This window comes from Bradyrhizobium sp. BTAi1 (assembly GCF_000015165.1).
GTDB lineage: Bacteria > Pseudomonadota > Alphaproteobacteria > Rhizobiales > Xanthobacteraceae > Bradyrhizobium > Bradyrhizobium denitrificans.
Genome location: NC_009485.1, coordinates 7,869,256 through 7,886,541, shown reverse-complemented (window position 1 = coordinate 7,886,541; position 17,286 = coordinate 7,869,256). Strand labels below are relative to the sequence as shown.

At 64.7% G+C, this 17,286-nt stretch carries 16 protein-coding genes; 12 read left to right on the top strand and 4 right to left on the bottom strand.

Translation table 11 applies throughout. The features are described from left to right. Positions 1-67 precede the first annotated feature (67 nt). The 9 genes from BBTA_RS35130 to BBTA_RS35090 all read left to right on the top strand — a co-directional run bounded on the left by BBTA_RS35130 (position 68) and on the right by BBTA_RS35090 (position 9,963). Positions 68-1,144 (top strand): cytochrome-c peroxidase, encoded by a 1,077-nt coding sequence (locus tag BBTA_RS35130; RefSeq protein ID WP_012047253.1) that lies wholly within the window; start codon positions 68-70, stop codon positions 1,142-1,144. 14 nt (positions 1,145-1,158) lie between these two features. After that, positions 1,159-1,482, top strand: coding sequence for a plastocyanin/azurin family copper-binding protein (locus tag BBTA_RS35125; protein WP_012047252.1), 324 nt, complete (start codon positions 1,159-1,161; stop codon positions 1,480-1,482). 18 nt (positions 1,483-1,500) lie between these two features. Continuing rightward, entirely contained in the window at positions 1,501-3,159 is a 1,659-nt protein-coding gene (locus tag BBTA_RS35120) for a methyl-accepting chemotaxis protein (RefSeq protein WP_012047251.1), read from the top strand. A 315-nt stretch (positions 3,160-3,474) separates the two neighbouring features. Further along, positions 3,475-4,368 (top strand): TRAP transporter substrate-binding protein, encoded by an 894-nt coding sequence (locus BBTA_RS35115; protein ID WP_012047250.1) that lies wholly within the window; start codon positions 3,475-3,477, stop codon positions 4,366-4,368. Positions 4,369-4,403: 35 nt separating this feature from the next. Continuing rightward, complete coding sequence (locus BBTA_RS35110) at positions 4,404-6,419, top strand: methyl-accepting chemotaxis protein (RefSeq protein WP_012047249.1); 2,016 nt, start codon at positions 4,404-4,406, stop codon at positions 6,417-6,419. A gap of 87 nt (positions 6,420-6,506) precedes the next feature. Next, a complete protein-coding gene (locus BBTA_RS35105; protein WP_041751106.1) occupies positions 6,507-7,202 on the top strand; it encodes an alpha/beta family hydrolase in 696 nt (231 codons plus the stop codon). Positions 7,203-7,324: 122 nt separating this feature from the next. Beyond that, the gene (locus BBTA_RS35100) at positions 7,325-8,326 is read left to right on the top strand and encodes an ABC transporter substrate-binding protein (RefSeq protein ID WP_012047247.1); all 1,002 of its coding nucleotides are present in this window, start codon (positions 7,325-7,327) and stop codon (positions 8,324-8,326) included. 40 nt (positions 8,327-8,366) lie between these two features. Then, complete coding sequence (locus tag BBTA_RS35095) at positions 8,367-9,140, top strand: ABC transporter ATP-binding protein (protein ID WP_012047246.1); 774 nt, start codon at positions 8,367-8,369, stop codon at positions 9,138-9,140. Beyond that, positions 9,133-9,963, top strand: a complete 831-nt coding sequence (locus BBTA_RS35090) for an ABC transporter permease (protein WP_201767746.1) — start codon at positions 9,133-9,135, stop codon at positions 9,961-9,963. Before BBTA_RS35095 ends, BBTA_RS35090 begins: the two co-directional genes overlap by 8 nt. A gap of 5 nt (positions 9,964-9,968) precedes the next feature. On the opposite strand, the gene gtdA is transcribed toward BBTA_RS35090, so the two are convergent. Next, on the bottom strand, positions 9,969-11,006 hold the full coding sequence (gtdA, locus tag BBTA_RS35085; RefSeq protein ID WP_012047244.1) for a gentisate 1,2-dioxygenase: 1,038 nt from the start codon (positions 11,004-11,006) through the stop codon (positions 9,969-9,971). A gap of 102 nt (positions 11,007-11,108) precedes the next feature. Here gtdA and maiA point away from each other — a divergent pair, with 102 nt between their 5' ends. After that, complete coding sequence (gene maiA, locus BBTA_RS35080) at positions 11,109-11,741, top strand: maleylacetoacetate isomerase (protein WP_012047243.1); 633 nt, start codon at positions 11,109-11,111, stop codon at positions 11,739-11,741. After that, on the top strand, positions 11,731-12,240 hold the full coding sequence (locus BBTA_RS35075; protein WP_012047242.1) for a MarR family winged helix-turn-helix transcriptional regulator: 510 nt from the start codon (positions 11,731-11,733) through the stop codon (positions 12,238-12,240). Before maiA ends, BBTA_RS35075 begins: the two co-directional genes overlap by 11 nt. 35 nt (positions 12,241-12,275) lie before the next feature. Here the strand turns inward: BBTA_RS35075 and BBTA_RS35070 are convergent, their stop codons facing one another. The 3 genes from BBTA_RS35070 to BBTA_RS35060 all read right to left on the bottom strand — a co-directional run bounded on the left by BBTA_RS35070 (position 12,276) and on the right by BBTA_RS35060 (position 16,092). Then, positions 12,276-13,889, bottom strand: a complete 1,614-nt coding sequence (locus BBTA_RS35070) for a benzoate-CoA ligase family protein (protein WP_012047241.1) — start codon at positions 13,887-13,889, stop codon at positions 12,276-12,278. Then, positions 13,886-15,025, bottom strand: a complete 1,140-nt coding sequence (locus BBTA_RS35065) for an FAD-dependent monooxygenase (protein ID WP_012047240.1) — start codon at positions 15,023-15,025, stop codon at positions 13,886-13,888. Before BBTA_RS35065 ends, BBTA_RS35070 begins: the two co-directional genes overlap by 4 nt. Before the next feature lie 113 nt (positions 15,026-15,138). Then, the gene (locus BBTA_RS35060) at positions 15,139-16,092 is read right to left on the bottom strand and encodes a RimK family alpha-L-glutamate ligase (RefSeq protein WP_012047239.1); all 954 of its coding nucleotides are present in this window, start codon (positions 16,090-16,092) and stop codon (positions 15,139-15,141) included. Between the two features lie 285 nt (positions 16,093-16,377). Between BBTA_RS35060 and BBTA_RS35055 the strand changes: the two genes are divergently transcribed. Beyond that, positions 16,378-17,151, top strand: a complete 774-nt coding sequence (locus BBTA_RS35055) for a ferredoxin--NADP reductase (protein WP_041751105.1) — start codon at positions 16,378-16,380, stop codon at positions 17,149-17,151. Positions 17,152-17,286: the final 135 nt, after the last annotated feature.

Genomic DNA, 17,286 nt, shown 5'->3' with positions numbered 1-17,286 from the left:
TAATTCGTGCAGTCCAACCGAATGATGCCAGCGCTCGCAGTCGGCGAAGAATTCCCAGGAAAGATCGATGATGCCGCGTAGCCTCACCGCACGTTCGCTTTCGCTCGGTACTGCTCTCGCCCTCATTGTCGGATTCTCCAGCGCAGGCCTCGGTGCCGCCCTTGTCGGCGAGACCAAGCAGGTCACGCTGCAGCAGAAGGGGCCGTCGGGCACCGATGCGCTGAAGGCGCTGTATCGTCGTCCCGCGACGATCCCGTTTCCGAAGGACAACGCTTACACGCCGGAAAAGGCCGCGCTCGGCAAGAAACTCTATTTCGACACCCGCCTATCGGTCTCGATGGCGCAGTCCTGCGCGAGCTGCCACAGCCCGAGCTTCGGCTGGGGTGATGGTCTCGCGGTCGGCGTCGGCAACGGGATGAACAAGCTCGGCCGTCATTCGCCGACCATCGTGAATGCGGCCTGGGGCGAGATCTTCATGTGGGATGGCCGGCTCGCGACTCTCGAAGATCAGGCGCTGGGACCGATCCAGGCTGCCGGCGAGATGAACATGCCGCTGGATCATCTGATGCAGCGGCTCAGCGGCATCCCCGATTACAAGCCGTTGTTCGAGGCTGCATTCCCGCGCGAAGGGATGACACCGAAGACGCTGGCCAAGGCGATTGCCACCTATGAACGCACGGTCGTGTCCGAACGTGCGCCGTTCGACGCCTGGATCGATGGCGATGAGAAGGCGATTTCGGAAGAAGCCAAGCGCGGCTTCGCGCTGTTCAACGGTAAGGCGCAATGCATGACCTGCCACGAAGGCTGGAACTTCACCAATGACGGCTTCCAGGACATCGGTCTGCCGAGCAAGGATGTCGGGCGCGGCGAGTTTGCTCCCGGCGTCATCAAGATGCAGCACGCCTTCAAGACGCCCGGCCTGCGCGAGATCACGCGCCGTGCGCCCTTCATGCATGATGGCTCGCTGGCGACGCTCGAACAGGTGATCGACCACTACGACAGCGGCGGCGTCGACCGGCCGAGCCGCTCGGACCTGATGCGCCCGCTCGGCCTTACGGCGCAGGAGAAGTCCGACCTCGTTGCCTTCCTGAAAACCCTCACCAGCAATCTCACCCCGACGGCCGCCCCGGTGCTGCCGCGCTAATGACGGGAAACACCATGTATCGAGCACGAACCGTTCTCGCCCTCGCGGTCGTCGCGGGCCTCTCCACCGGCGCGCTGGCCGCCACCCAGGTCATTCACCAGCAGGGGCGCGCCTTCTCGGAGGAAAGTGTGACCGTGACGAAAGGCGGTGCCATCACTTTCCTGAACGACGACACGATTCCCCACAACATCATGTCGACCAGCAAGGGCAACGAGTTCAATCTCGGCTCCCAGCCTCCCGGCGCGTCCACCGACGTCACCTTCAAGGAGACCGGTGACGTTGCTGTCATCTGCGCGATCCATCCGCGCATGAAGATGACCGTCAAGGTCGTCGACTAGTTTCTGGAGCGTTGGCAAATGTCGATCCGGTTGAGGATCCTCGCGGTCCTGAGCATCATGCTCACATTGGCCTGCGGCCTCGCGCTCTACGGCCTGCGTGGCATCACCTCGGCCGGCGATCTCGTCGTCCGTCTTTATGACGGGCCACTGATGGCGATCAATCACGCCCGCTCGGTCCATGCCGAGCTCAATGCGGCCTTGCTGATCCTCAACCGGGCGGAGACCGTCGGAACCTCGAAATCGTCGGCCGACAGATTCGAGAAGCTCGTGAAGGCGATGTCGGAGGATCTCGACATCGTGCGCGAGCGGGTGAAGTCGAGCAGCGTCGATTCGGCCCGCGAGCAGGCGACCAAGAAGTTGCGTGACTGGTCGGATGCTGCACTCAAGCTGCTCAAGCCTGCCCCCGAGGGCGTCACAGAAATCCCGACCACATTTCTGCTCAGCAAGCTCGGCAACGAAGCCCTGGCGACAGTCGACGACCTTGTCGAACTGGTCGCTGCCTATGGCTACGAATATCGCAACGAAGCCGAGTCCCATGTCGCCAGCTCGCGCATGATGATGATGACCGCGACCGGCATGACGCTGGTGCTCGGGCTTGTTCTCGCGCTCGGCTTTGCCTACTCGCTGAGCCGTCCGATCATTTCGCTGGAGAAAGCGATGATCCGGCTTGCCGATGGTGACTTCGACGTCATTCTCCCCGGGGTCAGGCGCAAGGACGAGATCGGCCATGTCGCGCGCGCGGTCGAACGTTTCAAGCTGCTGGCGGCCGAGCGCGCGCAGCGCGAGGTCGAGGCCAAGCTTGTGCAGGATCAGGCCATCGCAGAGCAGCGCAAGGCGGACATGCACCGGCTCGCCGATACGTTCGAAGCGGCGATCGGCGAGATCGTCAGGACGGTGTCGGCGACGTCCGACGATGTCGAGTCCTCGGCGACCGCGCTGACCGGAACCGCCGACCGCGGACGCCAACTGGCGGAAGTCGTGGCGGGGGCTTCGGAAGAAGCGTCCACGAATGTGCAATCGGTCGCGTCAGCAACCGAAGAGCTGTCCTCGTCCGTCAATGAGATCAGCCGACAGGTGCAGGAATCGGCTCGCATGGCTGGAGAAGCTGTCGAGCAGGCCCGCAATACGACTGATCGCGTGGGCGAACTGTCCAAAGCAGCCAACCGGATCGGCGACGTTGTCGAGCTCATCAACGCGATCGCTGGCCAGACCAACCTGCTGGCGCTCAATGCGACCATCGAGGCCGCGCGAGCGGGCGAGGCCGGTCGCGGCTTTGCCGTGGTGGCGTCCGAGGTGAAGGCGCTGGCAGAGCAGACGGCGAAGGCCACAGGTGAGATCGGCACGCAGATCGCGGGCATCCAGGCGGCCACACAGGAATCGGTGAGTGCGATCAGCCAGATCAGCTCGACGATCGAGCGCCTGTCCGAGGTGTCGTCGGCCATCGCTTCCGCGGTAGAGGAGCAGGGCGCTGCGACTCAGGAGATCTCCCGCAACATCCAGCACGCCGCACACGGTACGCAGGAGGTCTCGACCAACATCACCGATGTGAAGCGCGGAGCGAGCGATACGGGGGATGCTTCTGCGACGCTGTTGTCGGCGGCGAGGTCGCTCGCCAATGACAGCAAGCGGCTGCGCACCGAAGTCGACCGATTCCTGGCCACCGTGCGGGCCGCGTAGTCCGCGGGTCCGATGTGATGTACGGACGCCGGGTCGGCATTCGTCCGGCGCGGCGAGCTCGTCGTGGCGTGCGGCGAGCGCAACAGCCCGGCTGCAGCCGCGCTGGCATGCCTGCTTCGGACTGGAGCACTCAAGTACCATTCGACCTCGTGATCGTGAGGCTTAATATCTCATCTACCAATCGGAACTATGATTCCAATCATTGGGGTGCGCTGGCGAAGCAAATTGGGTGCGGGCTTGTTCAGATTAGTATCAGTTTTCGTGCTCGCGGCTCTGGCGTCATATCTCCCGCAACAATCGATGGCGGCACCACGCATGCTTTCGGTGGCGTATAATGCGCAGCCGCAAAGCCCGCAGCAGATGGCTGCGGACGAGGTCCGCGCCAAGCTTATTGGAGCGGCCGGCAAGTCTTTCGTCGTCGATGAGCGCGGCGGCGGCGCGCTCGGCAGCGAGACGGCGATCCTGGCGGCAACGCGCAGCGGCGCGGTCGACGTCTCCGTGCTCTCCGGGCCAGTCCTTGGCCCGGTGGTGCCGGAAATGGGCATGTTCGACATTCCATTCCTGTTCCGCGATGCAGCTCATGCCAAGGCCGTGGCCGAAGGGCCGGTCGGCGCCGGGGTGGCCGCCAAGTTCGCCGACAAGGGTCTTGTGCTGCTCGCGGTCGGGCTGCATGGCTTTCGCAACATCACTAACTCAAAGCGGCCGATCATCACGCCGGACGACGTGAAGGGCCTGAAAATCCGAGTGCTGCCGAATGCCGTCTATCAGATGACGTTCAAGGCGCTCGGCGCCGACGTCGTGCCGATGGATTTCCCACTGGTCTATGCCGCGCTCAAGGACGGCCGGCTTGACGGCCAGGAGAATCCGATCGCGACCATCGCGTCGAGTCGCTTCGACGAGGTTCAGAAGCATCTCACGCTCACCGGTCATTTCTTCTCGCCGGTCGCCATCGTCGCCAACCGAGCGATGTTCGAGCAGCTCGACCCGTCCGAGCGTAGCGCGCTCATCGCAGCTGCCAAAGGCGCGGCTGAGGTGACGTGGACGTCGAAGATCAATACGGAGAAACTCGACCTGTTGCGCCAAAAAGGCATGCAGGTGGTCGAGACATTCGATCGCAGGGCCTTTGTCGAAGCGATGAAGCCGCTCGAGCCGGAGTTCGAGAAGCGCTTCGGCAAGGAAGCGCTTGCCGCGATCCGATCCACGCCTTGAAACAGCCAGGTCCTGCCATGAAGATGTATTCGCTGATGTCCTGGCTCGGTATACGCCCGCGCATCTTCGGCGGCTTTGCCCTGATCCTCAGCTTCCTGGTGGTGCTCGGCGGCTTTGCCAAGATCCAGGTCGAGCATATCGGCAGCACGGTCGACGAGCTCGTGGCGAGCGGCGCGGCTGACGCCGGAATGTCCCAGGTCCGCGCGGCTGTGCTCAATGCCAACGGTTTGGTGGAGAAGTTCATCCGCACCTGGAATGTCGCCGACAAGGACGCGGCCACCAAGGCGATCGACACGGTCGGTCAACTGACCGAGCAGGTCGAGCGGGATTCCGGAAGGCTCCAAACCATCGCCCAGGGCGTCGGCGCGATACGGAGTGCGATCGCGACCTATCGGGCGTCGTTCGCGGCCGCCGCGGATGCCGTCGACCGGCTGCGCGCTGCGACCAACAAGACCGACGCGCTCGGCGCTGTCGCGGGGATCAATGCGGCCGGCATCCAGGTCGCCCTCGCCAATCGCTCCGGATCGCCGATTTTGCTGAATCCGATGCGGCTGGCGGCCATGGTGGACAGCGTCCGTGTGACATTGATGCGTCACAACGCCAGCTTTTCGGGCGGCGATGCTGATGATGCCCGTCTTGCTTTTCGCTACGCCAATCTCGCGATCGCGGATACTGAGGCCGAAATCGCCGGACTCGTGGAGCCCAAATTGGCCTCGCTGGTTGCAGCGCTGAAGGAAGCGCTGACGGCAGACGCGGCTGCGCTCGAGGATGTCGTGAAGGTGGCCGCCGAACTGCGCGGCAAGCAGGCCGAGCTCGCCAGCGCCAGCGCCACGATCGATGCGCAGGTCAGCCGCATCAACCAGCAGCTCGCGACGACGCGTGCGGAGCAGGGCGCCCGGACCAGGGTCACCGTAGATGATACCAAGCAGACCGTGATTGCGACGGCCGGCGGCGCGCTCGCACTGGGGGCTTTGCTGGCCTGGCTGATCGGCAGCAGTGTCTCGAGCCCGATCCGCAACATGACCGAACGCATGCAGTCGCTGGCCGCGGGCGAGCTGGAGCAGCCGATTCCGGGCGGCGAGCAGCGCAACGAGATCGGCCGGATGGCGCGTGCCGTGGAGGTGTTCCGGGACAATGCACTCGCGGTCCGGCGGATGGAGCAGGAGGCGGCGGCCCAGCGCGAGGCATCGGAGGCCGAGCGCACCCGGATGATGGCTGATCTGGCCGGGCGCTTCGAACAGGGCATGCAGGGCGTCATCACCGGCGTTGGCGGCCGTGCGACCGAGATGGGCCAGAGCGCGAGCGAGCTGGCGCGTGTGGCCGAACGCGGCCGTGGCTTGGCGGAAGCCGTGGCCAGCCGCGCCGAGCAGGCTTCAGTGAACGTGCAGACAGTGGCTTCGGCCACCCAGGAACTCGCAGCGTCGATCCGCGAAATATCCGGGCAGGTGCAGCGTTCGGTGACGGTCTCCACCCGCGCCACGCACGAGACGCAGCGAACCTCCGAATTGATCAATGGCCTGTCGAGCGCCGCTGAGCGGATCGGAACCATCGTGCAGCTGATTCAGGCGATCGCGAGCCAGACCAACCTGCTGGCGCTCAACGCGACCATAGAGGCGGCCCGTGCCGGCGAGGCGGGCAGGGGATTTGCGATCGTTGCCAGCGAGGTGAAAAATCTGGCGTCGCAGACGGCGCAGGCCACCGAGCAGATCTCGAGTCAGATCGCCACCATTCAGAGCGCTACCGAAGAGACGGTCGGGGCGATTGCCCAGTTCGGCACCACGGTGCGCGAGATCGCCGAGATCTCCAATGCAATCGCTGCGGCGGTCGAGCAGCAGGGCGCCGCCACCAGTGAGATCGCGCGCAATGTCGAACAGGCGGCCAGCGGCACCGCGGCCGTGACGCAGGAGATCGGCGACGTTCGCAACGTGGCTGGACAGACCGATGCGGGCGCCGAAGCGGCGCTGGCGACCGCTGCCGCGCTCCAGCAACAGGCGGAGTCGCTCAAGAGCAATGTGGCGGATTTCCTGCGGACGATCCGCACCGCTGCCTGAGCGGCGCGCGACGGCGGTGGCGATGATCGCCGCTCGGTCGGATGAAGGGAGTTGACCCTCCGCGGGCCGCAGCCGCAAGCTGACGGGATGACCGGTTCGCCATTGCGTTCTCTCACCATCGCTGTCGACGGGTTCGGCGCGGTATCGGCCTTGCTGCTGGCTCCGTCGCAGATGCGGGCATGCTTCGTGTTCGCTCATGGCGCCGGGGCCGGCATGACGCACGGCTTCATGACGGGCGTGGCCGAAAGCCTCGCCGCACACGGCGTCGCAACGCTGCGTTTCCAGTTTCCCTACATGGAGAAGGGTAGCAAGCGTCCCGACTCGCCCGCGCTGGCGCAGGCGGCGGTGCGCGCCGCTGTCGCCGAAGCCGCGCGCCTCTATCCGGATCTGCCGCTGATCGCGGGTGGCAAATCCTTCGGCGGTCGGATGACATCGCAGGCGCAATCTGTGCGTCCGCTGCCGCGGGTTGCAGGCCTCGCCTTCTTCGGCTTTCCGCTGCATCCGGCCGGCAAACCGTCGGTGAGCCGCGCCGAGCATCTCGATGCGATCGCGGTGCCGATGCTGTTTTTGCAGGGCACGCGTGACAAACTGGCGGACATCGCACTGCTGGAGCCCGTCGTAAGGCGGCTGGGGCCGCTTGCGACGCTGCATGCGATCGACCAGGCCGATCACGGCTTTCATGTGCCCGCACGCTCCGGCCGCAACGATCAGGCGGTCATCACGGAGTTGACCGCGGCGTTCGCAGCATGGCTGGATGGCGTGATATCGGCACGCGAAAGCTGAAGCGGCGAGGATTGCTCGAAGCACGGTCGCAAAATTTGCCGCGACAACAAGCGGGAAATATTGCAACAAGTCCCGCGCCACCGGCGGTCGGGCCCGCCTGTGACAGGATCTTGGAGAGCTGGATGTTCGGATACGCCAAAGTCGTGCTGGGAACCTTCCTCGCCCTGGCTTCAATCGCCGCTGCGCGAGCGGACGAGACTAAGCTTCGCATCGGCGTACTTAGGCTGTCGTCCTCGGCCCCGGTGTTCATCGCGCTCGACAAGGGCTATTTCCGCGACGCCGGGCTGGACGTCGAGCTGAAGTTCTTCGATGCGGCCCAACCGATTGCGGTCGCGACGGCCACCGGTGATGTCGACGTTGGCGTCACCGCGTTCACGGCCGGCCTCTACAATCTTGCGGGCAAGGGAGCCTTGAAGATCATTGGGGGAATGAGCCGCGATCGTCCCGGCTTCCCGCTGATCGGCTACTTCGCCAGCAACAAGGCTTATGAGTCGGGCCTGAAGACGCCAAAGGACATCGCCGGCAAGCGCGTGGCGATGACCCAGGTGGGATCGAGCTTTCACTACTCGGTGGGGCTGCTCGCCGAGAAATACGGCTTCAAGCTCGCCGACGTGAAGATCGTGCCGCTGCAATCGATGTCGAACATGGCAGCCGCGATCAAGGGGGAGACCGTCGACGCGGCGCTGATGCCGGTCTCCGCAGCGCGCAAGCTGATGGACGAGGGCGCCATCAAGCATCTCGGCTGGGTCGGCGACGAGACCCCCTGGCAGGTGAGTGGCGTCTTTGCCGGTCCGAAGACCCTGGCGAATGCGGCGTCGGTCAGCAAGCTGCTCGCCTCGCTGCAGCGCGCCGAGCGCGAATATCATGACGTGGTGCTGGCGTCGGTGAAGGATGGCACCGCCGCGATCGACGACAGGACGAAGCCGCTGCTGGACATTGTCGGCAAGTACACCAATTTGCCGGTCGATCAGGTGGTCGGCAATTGCGCCTATATCGATCCCGACGGCAAGCTCGACGTGAAGAACATCGACAGCCAGATCAAATGGCTGCAGGCGCAGGGCTTTGCGGACCCGGGCTACGATGCCGCGGCGATCATCGCCAAGGACTATGTGAAGCCGGATTGACCGGAGTGAGGCTCCCGGAGCTGCAGCGGAAGCGACTGACATGGATCTGATCGCGCAGGGCATCAGCCATCGGTTCGATCGGCTCGAGGTGCTCGATGACGTATCGTTCACGGTTGCGGCCGGCGAGGTGGTTGCGATCGTCGGTCCGTCCGGCTGCGGCAAGAGCACGCTGCTATCGATCCTCGGCGGGCTGCTCCAGCCGAGCGCGGGACAGGCGCTGCTGCGCGGCGCCCCGCCGCCGGGCTGCCTCAATCCTCTGACCTTCGTGTTCCAGGATTTCGCCCTGCTGCCCTGGGCGAGCGTCGCCGAGAACGTCGCCTTCCCGCTCCTGCATACGTCGCTGTCGGTGGCGCAACGCACCGCTGTCGTCGACGATGTCCTGCAGCGGACCGGACTGAGCGACTTCCGCGCCGTCTATCCCAAGCAATTGTCTGGCGGCATGCGGCAGCGCGTCGGCCTTGCCCGCGCATTGGCGGTCCGTCCGGCGATGCTCCTGATGGATGAGCCGTTGTCCGCGCTGGATTCGCAGACCCGCGAGCTGCTGATGGAGGATTTTGTCGACCTGCTTGCCGATGGTACGCTGGGCGCGGTCTATGTCACGCATAATCTCGAGGAGGCGGTGCGGCTCGCCGATCGCATCGTCGTGCTGTCGCGCCGTCCAGGTCGCATCCGCAAGATCGTCAATGTCGCATCACCGCGTCACAGCCGCGGTGATGCCGCGACGCGGGCGCAACTCCTGGAGCTGCAGAACGAGCTATGGGTGCTGATCCGGGACGAGGCGATCGACGCCGAGCGCGAGGTTCAGCATGCTTGAGCGGACCTCGAAGGATCCGACCGAGACGGCCGGCGTGCAGCCGGCGCGACACGTGCCGTTCCGCGGCGCTGGCTTCACGCCGGCCGCGAGCCGCTGGGCCGGTTGGCTTGCGCTCGCCGCGGTGCTCGTTGTCTGGCAGTTGGTCGGTGGTCTTGCACTGGTCAATCCGTTGTTCCTGCCGACCCCGGCGATGATCATGCGCGCATTGTATCGGCTGGCGGCGAGCGGTGCGCTATGGCAGCACGTCTCGGCGTCGTTCGTGCGCATCGTCGCCGGCTGGGCGCTCGGCACGGCCTCAGGCATCGCCGTTGGCTTCGCCATCGGCCTGTGGCGGATCGCACGCAGCATCGGCATCACCTTCGTCTCGGCGCTGTTTCCGATCCCAAAAATCGCCGTGCTGCCGCTGCTGATCCTCTGGCTCGGCATCGGCGAGCAGCCGAAGATCGCGACCATCGCGCTGGGCGTGTTCTTCTCGACCACGATCTCGGTCTATAGCGGTGTCGATGCCGTGCCGCGCAACCTGATCCGGATGGCGCAGAGCTTCGACGTGCCGTTTCCCACGATCGTGCGCAAGGTGATCTGGCCCGGTGCGCTGCCGTCCATCCTGGCGGGATTCCGCATCACTGCGTCGGTTGCACTGATGCTGGTGGTCTCGGCGGAGATGATCGGCGCCGAGACGGGCATCGGCACCTTCGTGCTGCAGGCCGGCAACCTGATGCAGACCGATCAGCTGATGGCCGGCATCCTGGTGCTCTCATTGTTTGGCCTTGCCGTCGGCCGGCTGATCAGCCTGCTCGAGGCGCGGCTCCTGCACTGGCGCTGAGCGCGTCAGGCGTTGCCGCGGTCCTCCCGGAACAGATCGAGCTTCTCCTGCACCGGCCGGTCGGAGAACGAGAACAGCACCGCATCCTCGTCAGCCTCATGGCTGACCCATTGCCAGCTCGGGACGACGAACAGATCGCGCGGACCCCATTCAAACGTGTGGTCGCCGATGCGGCTGCGGCCCTTGCCCTCGATCGCGGTGAACACGGTCGCATCCGTGGAACGATAGCGCGCCGTCTTGAATCCCTTCGGCAGCAGCTGAATGAAGGTGCCGATCGTCGGCATGGCGAAGTCGCCGGTCTCCGGGTTGGAGAATTTCAGCTTCAATCCGTGGCACGCATCCCACTCCTCGCGCCGCTTCGCGCTCTCCAGCGCCTCGCGCGTATAGGCGTAGGGATAGTTGAAGATCGGCGAGGTCCTGGATCGGCGCTTGGCGTCGACCGGCAGCAGATTGTGGCCGTAGCGTGCGAAGCTGTCACCGGCCGGCCGCGCGACCTTCTGTTGATCCTCCGCCGACCCTTGCGCAAACGAGGCGTCGAGGAACTGCACCAGCGGAATGTCGAGACCGTCGAGCCAGAACATCGGCTCGGAGGTCTCGTTGCCATGATCGTGCCAGGTCATCGATGGCGTGATGACGAAGTCGCCGGGCTGCATCAAGGTGCGCTCGCCGTCGACGGTCGTGAATGCGCCCTGGCCTTCCAGCACGAAACGCAGGGCCGACTGGCTGTGCCGATGCGCGGGCGCGATGTCGCCGGGGATCACCATCTGGATGCCGGCATAGAGCGAGGTGGTGATCTTGGATTGGCCGCGCAGGCCTGGATTTTCCAGGATCAGCACGCGCCGCTCCGCCTCCTTGGCGGTGATCAGCCGCCCGGCTTCGATCATGTAGTCGCGAATGGCCGCGAACTGCCAGAGATGCGGCCGGCATGCGCTTTTCGGCTCCGGCGTGATGAGATCGCTCATCACGGTCCACAGCGCAGTCATGTTCGCGCCGTCGATCTTCTTGTAGAATGCCTCGCGTTCCGGCGTCGAAACTGCGGCCATGCCTGCCTCCCGGGATCAGATGTCGTTCTTGATTGACAGTATACTGCCAATTTGATTACCGTCAAACACAACCAGAGCCATGATATCGGGAGGAATGCCATGATGAAGCTGCACGGCTATTTCCGCAGCAGCGCGTCCTATCGCGTGCGGATCGCGCTGAACCTCAAGGGGCTCACGGTCGCGCATCTGCCGCATCATCTCCGCAAGGGCGAGCAGCGCGCCGCTGCCTATCTCACGCTCAACCCGCAAGGCCTCGTTCCGACGCTCGAGGACGACAGCGGCACCGTGCTGATCCAGTCGCTTGCCATCATCGAATGGCTGGACGAGACGCATCCCTCGCCGCCGCTGCTTCCGCAGGACCCATTGCGCCGGGCGCAGGTCCGCGCCTTCGCGCAGGTGCTGGCGTGCGACACCCATCCTGTTCAGAACCTGAAGGTGCTCGCGCGGTTGCGCGAGCTTGGCCTGCCTGAGGACAAGGTCACGGGATGGGCGGGCTGGGCCAATCGCGAGGGGCTCGCGGCCTGCGAGGCGCTGGTCAAGCATGAACCCGGTCCGTTCTGCTTCGGCGCGACGCCGACGCTGGCCGATCTCTGTCTGGTGCCGCAGCTCGGCAATGCGCGCCGCTTCGGCGTCGATGTCGCGGCCTTCCCGCGTCTGTTGCAGGCCGAAGCTGCAGCGAAGGCCTTGCCCGCTTTCGCAGACGCCGCCCCGGAGCGCCAGCCAGATGCCGAGTAAGCCGTCCGACATCACGATGGACGCGGTCTACACCAAGCCGGGCTATCTGTTCCGGCGGATGCAGCAGATCGCCGTCTCGATCTTCGTCGAGGAATGCCGGGAGTTCGATCTGACACCGGTGCAATATGCGGCGCTGGTCGCGATCCAGAATCACCCGGGCATCGATGCGACCAGGCTGTCGGCCGTGATCGCCTTCGACCGCTCGACCCTCGGCAGCGTCATCGAGCGGCTCGAGGCCAAGGGCCATATCGAGCGCAAGCCGTCGGCCGAGGACAAGCGCGTCAAGCTGCTTTATCTGACCAAGGCCGGCGCGACACAGCTGCGCAACATCCTGCCGTCGGTCGATCGCGCGCAGGCGCGCATGCTGGCGCCGCTCAAGGCCGCAGACCGCAAGACATTGCTGGCCTTGCTGGGGCAACTGGTCGACCTCAACAACGAGGTGTCGCGCGTGCCGCTGCGGGCCGAGGATGCGCTGGAACATCTCGGCAGGACCGGCTGAGCGCAGCGAGGGGCGAAGACCGCCTGCGGTCGCGCTCACAGCCGCATCACCGCCTGACGGTCGATCTTGCCGGTGCCGGTCTTCGGCAGCTCGTCGATGAAGACGATCTCACGCGGATATTTGTAAGGCAGCAGCTTCGCCTTCACATAATCCTGCAACGCTTTCGTCATCGTCGGCTCATCGCGGGCTTCGCCGTTGGTCACCACCACCGCCTTCAGGCTCATGCGCCGGTCCGGCAGCTCATGCGCGAACACGGCGCATTCGCGAATGTCGGGGTGCTCGGCGAGGCAGAGCTCGACCTCCAGCGGATAGACCCATTGTCCGGAGATCTTCACCAGATCATCGGCGCGGCCGCGGAAGAAATGAAAGCCGTCGGCGTCGCGGACGAAGCGGTCTCCGGTGTAGATCCAGCCGCCGTCGCGGATCGTTTCCGCGGTCTTGTCCGGACGGTTCCAATATAGCGGCGTGTTGGAATCGCCGCGGACCCAGAGAATGCCCTCTTCGCCGGTCGCGACCTCGTGCCCCTCGCTGTCGCGCAAGGCGATCTCGTAGCCGGGGACGCGCAGGCCGGCGGCGCCAAGCTTCTTCCGGTCTTCGCGATTGGACAGATAGACGTGCAGCACTTCGGTCGAGCCGAGACCCTCGACGATCTCGAGGCCGGTGAGGGTCCTCCAGCTGTTGAAGACCTCGGCCGAAAGAACCTCGGCCGCGGACACCGCCAATCGCAGCGACGAGAAATCGGTCTCCCGCGCGCCGTCCGCCTTGGTCAGCGCCGTGTACAGCGTCGGCAGCCCGAAAAACACGGTCGGGCGGAAGCGGCCGATGGCGTTGAAGATCGCGGCAGGCTTCGGCTGGCCCGGCAACAGCAGCGTGGTGGCGCCAGCGGAAAACGGAAAGGTGATCGCGTTGCCGAAGCCATAGGCGAAGAAGATTTTCGGCACCGAGAAGCAGATGTCGTCCGGCCTGAGACGCAGCACGTTCCGTGCGAACGCCTGCTCGCTATAGGCCATGTCGTGCTGCAGATGGACAATGCCTTTCGGACGGCCGGTCGAGCCGGACGAATACATCCAGAACGCCATCTCGTTGCGGTGGGTGTCGGCCTCGGCCAGCTCCGTCGCGAAGCCGTGCAGCCATCCATCGGCCGTGAGCGTCGACGGTGCCGACGTGCCTGGCGTCTCGCCGTTCACGACGATCAGCGTGTGCAGCGCGGTCTCTGCGCAGGCCTGCGCGTCGAATCGCGCGGCGAAGTCCGCGTCCGCGACTGCGACCTTGGCGCCGGAATCGGCGAGATAGAACTGCAGCAGATCTGGCGGGGTGAGCGTGTTGATGAGCAACGGCACAAAGCCGGCCCGGACCGCGCCGAAGAACGCGGCCGGATAAGCGGGCGTATCGTCGAGGAACAGCAGGACGCGGTCGCCGCGCGCGAGTCCGAGCGATGCGAAGCCGTGCCCCCAGCGGCAGGCGTCCGCGCATAGTTCGGCATAGCTGCGCTGTCCGGCCGGACCGATCAGCGCGGGCTTGTTCGCGTTGCCCCGGGCGAGATTGTCGAACAACACCCGGCTCGCATTGTAACGATCGGGAATCGCGAAGCCGATTTCGCGGGCGCCAGCGCTGTCGCGCGGCACCTCGTCTGCAATCCCGGTCGTCATGCGTGGGCTCCCGCTTTGCGCGACGCCTCGTAGCGCTGCATGAATTGCGGCGCCATGGCCCGCAGCCTCGCGTCATCGATGCGGCCAGAGCGGGTGATGTAGCTGTAGGCGAAGTCCATCAGATCGAGCTTCATGTGGGTTGGAAACGATTCGTACCAGCCGGCACTGGTGCGGGCGGCGGTCACGAGCTTCTTGACGATGGGCTGCCGTTCGGCCTGGTAGCGGGCGAGACCTTCGGGGAGCTTGTCTTCGGCGTCGAGCGCCTTGACCAGCGCGATGGCGTCCTCGATGGCAAGCCGCGTGCCCGAGCCGATCGAGAAATGCGCTGTATGCAGCGCGTCGCCGATCAGCACCATGTTCCGGTGCCACCAATGCTCGTTCCACACCCATGGGAAATTGCGCCATACCGACCTGTTGGAGACCAGCGCGTGACCGTCGAGCACGGGCGCGAACACCTGCTCGCAGACGCGCCGGGACTCGTCGACCGACATCTCGGCAAAGCCATAGGCCTGCCACGTCGTTCGATCGCATTCGACCAGGAACGTGCTCATGTCCGATGCGTAGCGGTAATGATGCGCGTTGAAAGTGCCGCGGTCGGTTGCGACGAAGGTCTGGGACAGTGTCGGAAAGGTCTTCGAGGTCCCGTACCAGGCGAACTTGTTGCTGGAGTAGGACACCGAGAAGCCGAAATCACCTTCGAAGCTGCGGCGTACGAGCGAGTTCAGTCCATCGGCCGCGACGATCAGATCGTAGCCCTGCAACTGGTCGAGTGATTGAATGGGCGTGCCGTAGCGTGAACTGACGCCGACGCCCTCGGCGCGCGCCTGCAGGAGCTTCAGCAGTTCGAGCCGGCCGATCGCGGAGAAGCCGACGCCGTCGATCTCGACGCTCTCGCCATGCAGAGTGAGCGTGATATTGCGCCAGCTTTCCATCTGCGGCGCGATCGCGTCGACCGTGTCGGGATCGTCTGCGCGCAGGAATTCGAGCGCCTGGTCGGAGAAGACCACGCCGAAGCCCCAGGTCGCGCCGGCCGGGTTCTGCTCGAACAGGTCGACGATTGCGGCGGGATGCCGCTTCTTCCACAGATAGGCGAAATACAGCCCGCCAGGGCCGCCGCCGAGCACGGCGATGCGCAAGGACGTTCTCCCAATTGACAGTATACTGTTTATTTTGGGTCGGAGACTAATCCCTCATTCGGATCCAGGCCAGCGAAATCTTATTGCCGGCGGGTGGACCGGAGGGCTGCAATTCAGCGGAGCGGGTGGGTGCCAAAGATCTTGTCGAGCGCCGCGACATACGCCGCCTCGACCAGTTCCGGCGCGTGCCGTCCGAGCGCCTCCATCTTCACCCCGGAATTGATTTCCAGCACCTGCCAGTGCCCGCCGGCCATGACGACGTCGACCGAGGCGTAGCGGATGTCGATGACGCGCGCGGCCTTGCGCGCCAACGCGGTGCAGGTCTCGCGCACCGGGCCGTCTGTCAGCAGCACCGGCTGGGCTCCGAATTCGAGATTATGCCGCCAGCTCAGCAGACTCTGCTCGCCTGGAGGGATGACCGCGTGCAGCGCCGACACGTCGAATTCGTCGGCGAGGCGCCGCAGCAGTTGCGGGTGCTGCTGGGCCGGCGCGATCGCGAGCGCGAGCTCGCGCAGCGAATGAACGCCGTCTCCGGTCACGACCGGCCGCTGCTTGCGATAGACGATCAGCGGCACATCATCGAGCATGATCACGCGAACCTCGTCGGCGATCTCCAGCAGAGGTGCGATGGCCACGCTCGCGCCCGTTTTGAAGATGTGCGTGACGGCGTCCTTGAGTTCAGCGGGAGATGCCGCACGCCTGACCGCACGGCCCGACGTCCCTTCATTGGGCTTCACCACCACCCCATGCGGGTGCGCTTCGAGCAATTCCAGGATGGCGGTCCAGGCCGGCTCGGCGGCGCCGGTCACCGCCGGCGCGAGGAAGAACGCGTGAGGCACCGCGGGAACGCCGGATGCGGTCAGCAGCCCGGCGGTGGCCGCCTTGTCGCAGGCAATTCTGTGCGCCACTGCACTGTTCAGGCCGAGATCATAGCCGAAGATCAGGTGACGCCGGGTGGCATCCTCAAGCGATAGCAACCAGCCGCCGTCGCGGATCTCGAGACGGAGGCCGCGTTTCGCGCAATAGCGCGTGACGGCGGCCAACTGAAGATGCGGATGGTTAATCATTGCTCAAGGATTGGGCCGGAGATGCGGAATTAAAGTGCTGGAAAACCACAATCTCGGCAAGTAAATTACCCATATCGTTTGTGTACGAATGAATGGCCGATCGAGGCAATCCGGCACGAGCCGGCATGCGTTTGATCGTGATCAATGGTGCGTCCATGCGGGTTGATTATTCGCTGTTTTCACGTACATCAGGCGCCGAAATCGCTGGATCTATAGGGTTTTGCGGTCCTGCCTCCGTCACGACTTGTTTCTTTCAACTTCAGCCCACGTGAAAAAACAAACGACATGAGCGCGTTCTATAAAGAGAAAGTTCTTTCCGTTCACCACTGGACGGACACTTTGTTCTCCTTCCGGGCGACCCGTGATGCGGGCTTCCGTTTCCAGAATGGCCAGTTCGCGATGATCGGCCTCGAGGTCGAGGGCCGCCCCTTGCTGCGCGCCTACAGCATGGCGAGCGCCAATCACGAGGAGGAACTCGAGTTCTTCAGCATCAAGGTCCAGGACGGCCCGCTGACCTCCCGGCTGCAGAAAATCAAGGAAGGCGACACCATCCTGGTCGGCCGCAAGGCGACCGGCACGCTGATCCCGGACAATTTGCTGCCCGGCAGCCGGCTGCTGCTGCTGTCGACCGGCACAGGGCTGGCGCCCTTCGTCAGCCTGATCAAGGACCCGGATGTCTACGACCGCTTCGAGAGCATCGTCCTGGTGCATGGCTGCCGTCAGGTCGCCGAGCTGGCCTATGGTGAGAGCGTGGTCGCCAAGCTGCGCGAGGACGAGTTGTTCGGACCGCTGCTCGACGGCAAGCTGCAGTATTATCCGACCGTCACCCGCGAGCCGTTCCGGAACCGCGGCCGGATCACCGACCTGATTTCCTCGCAGCAGCTGTTCAACGATATCGGCCAGCATGAGCTCGATATCGCCAAGGACCGCATCATGATGTGCGGCAGCCCGGCGATGCTGGAAGAGCTCAAGGGCATGTTCGAGTCGCGTGGCTTCCTCGAGGGCAGCGGCAACGAGCCCGGTCATTTCGTGATCGAGAAGGCGTTCGTCGAGCGCTGAGCCGCGAACCGTCCGATCCTGGACGTCGTCAAAGAGCGCCTCGACGCAATCGGGGCGCTCTTTTTGTTGGCAATATCCTCCTTGCACGCGTGGAACTGGCTGTGCGATTTTCACGCGCAGAACCGGACCCTCAGA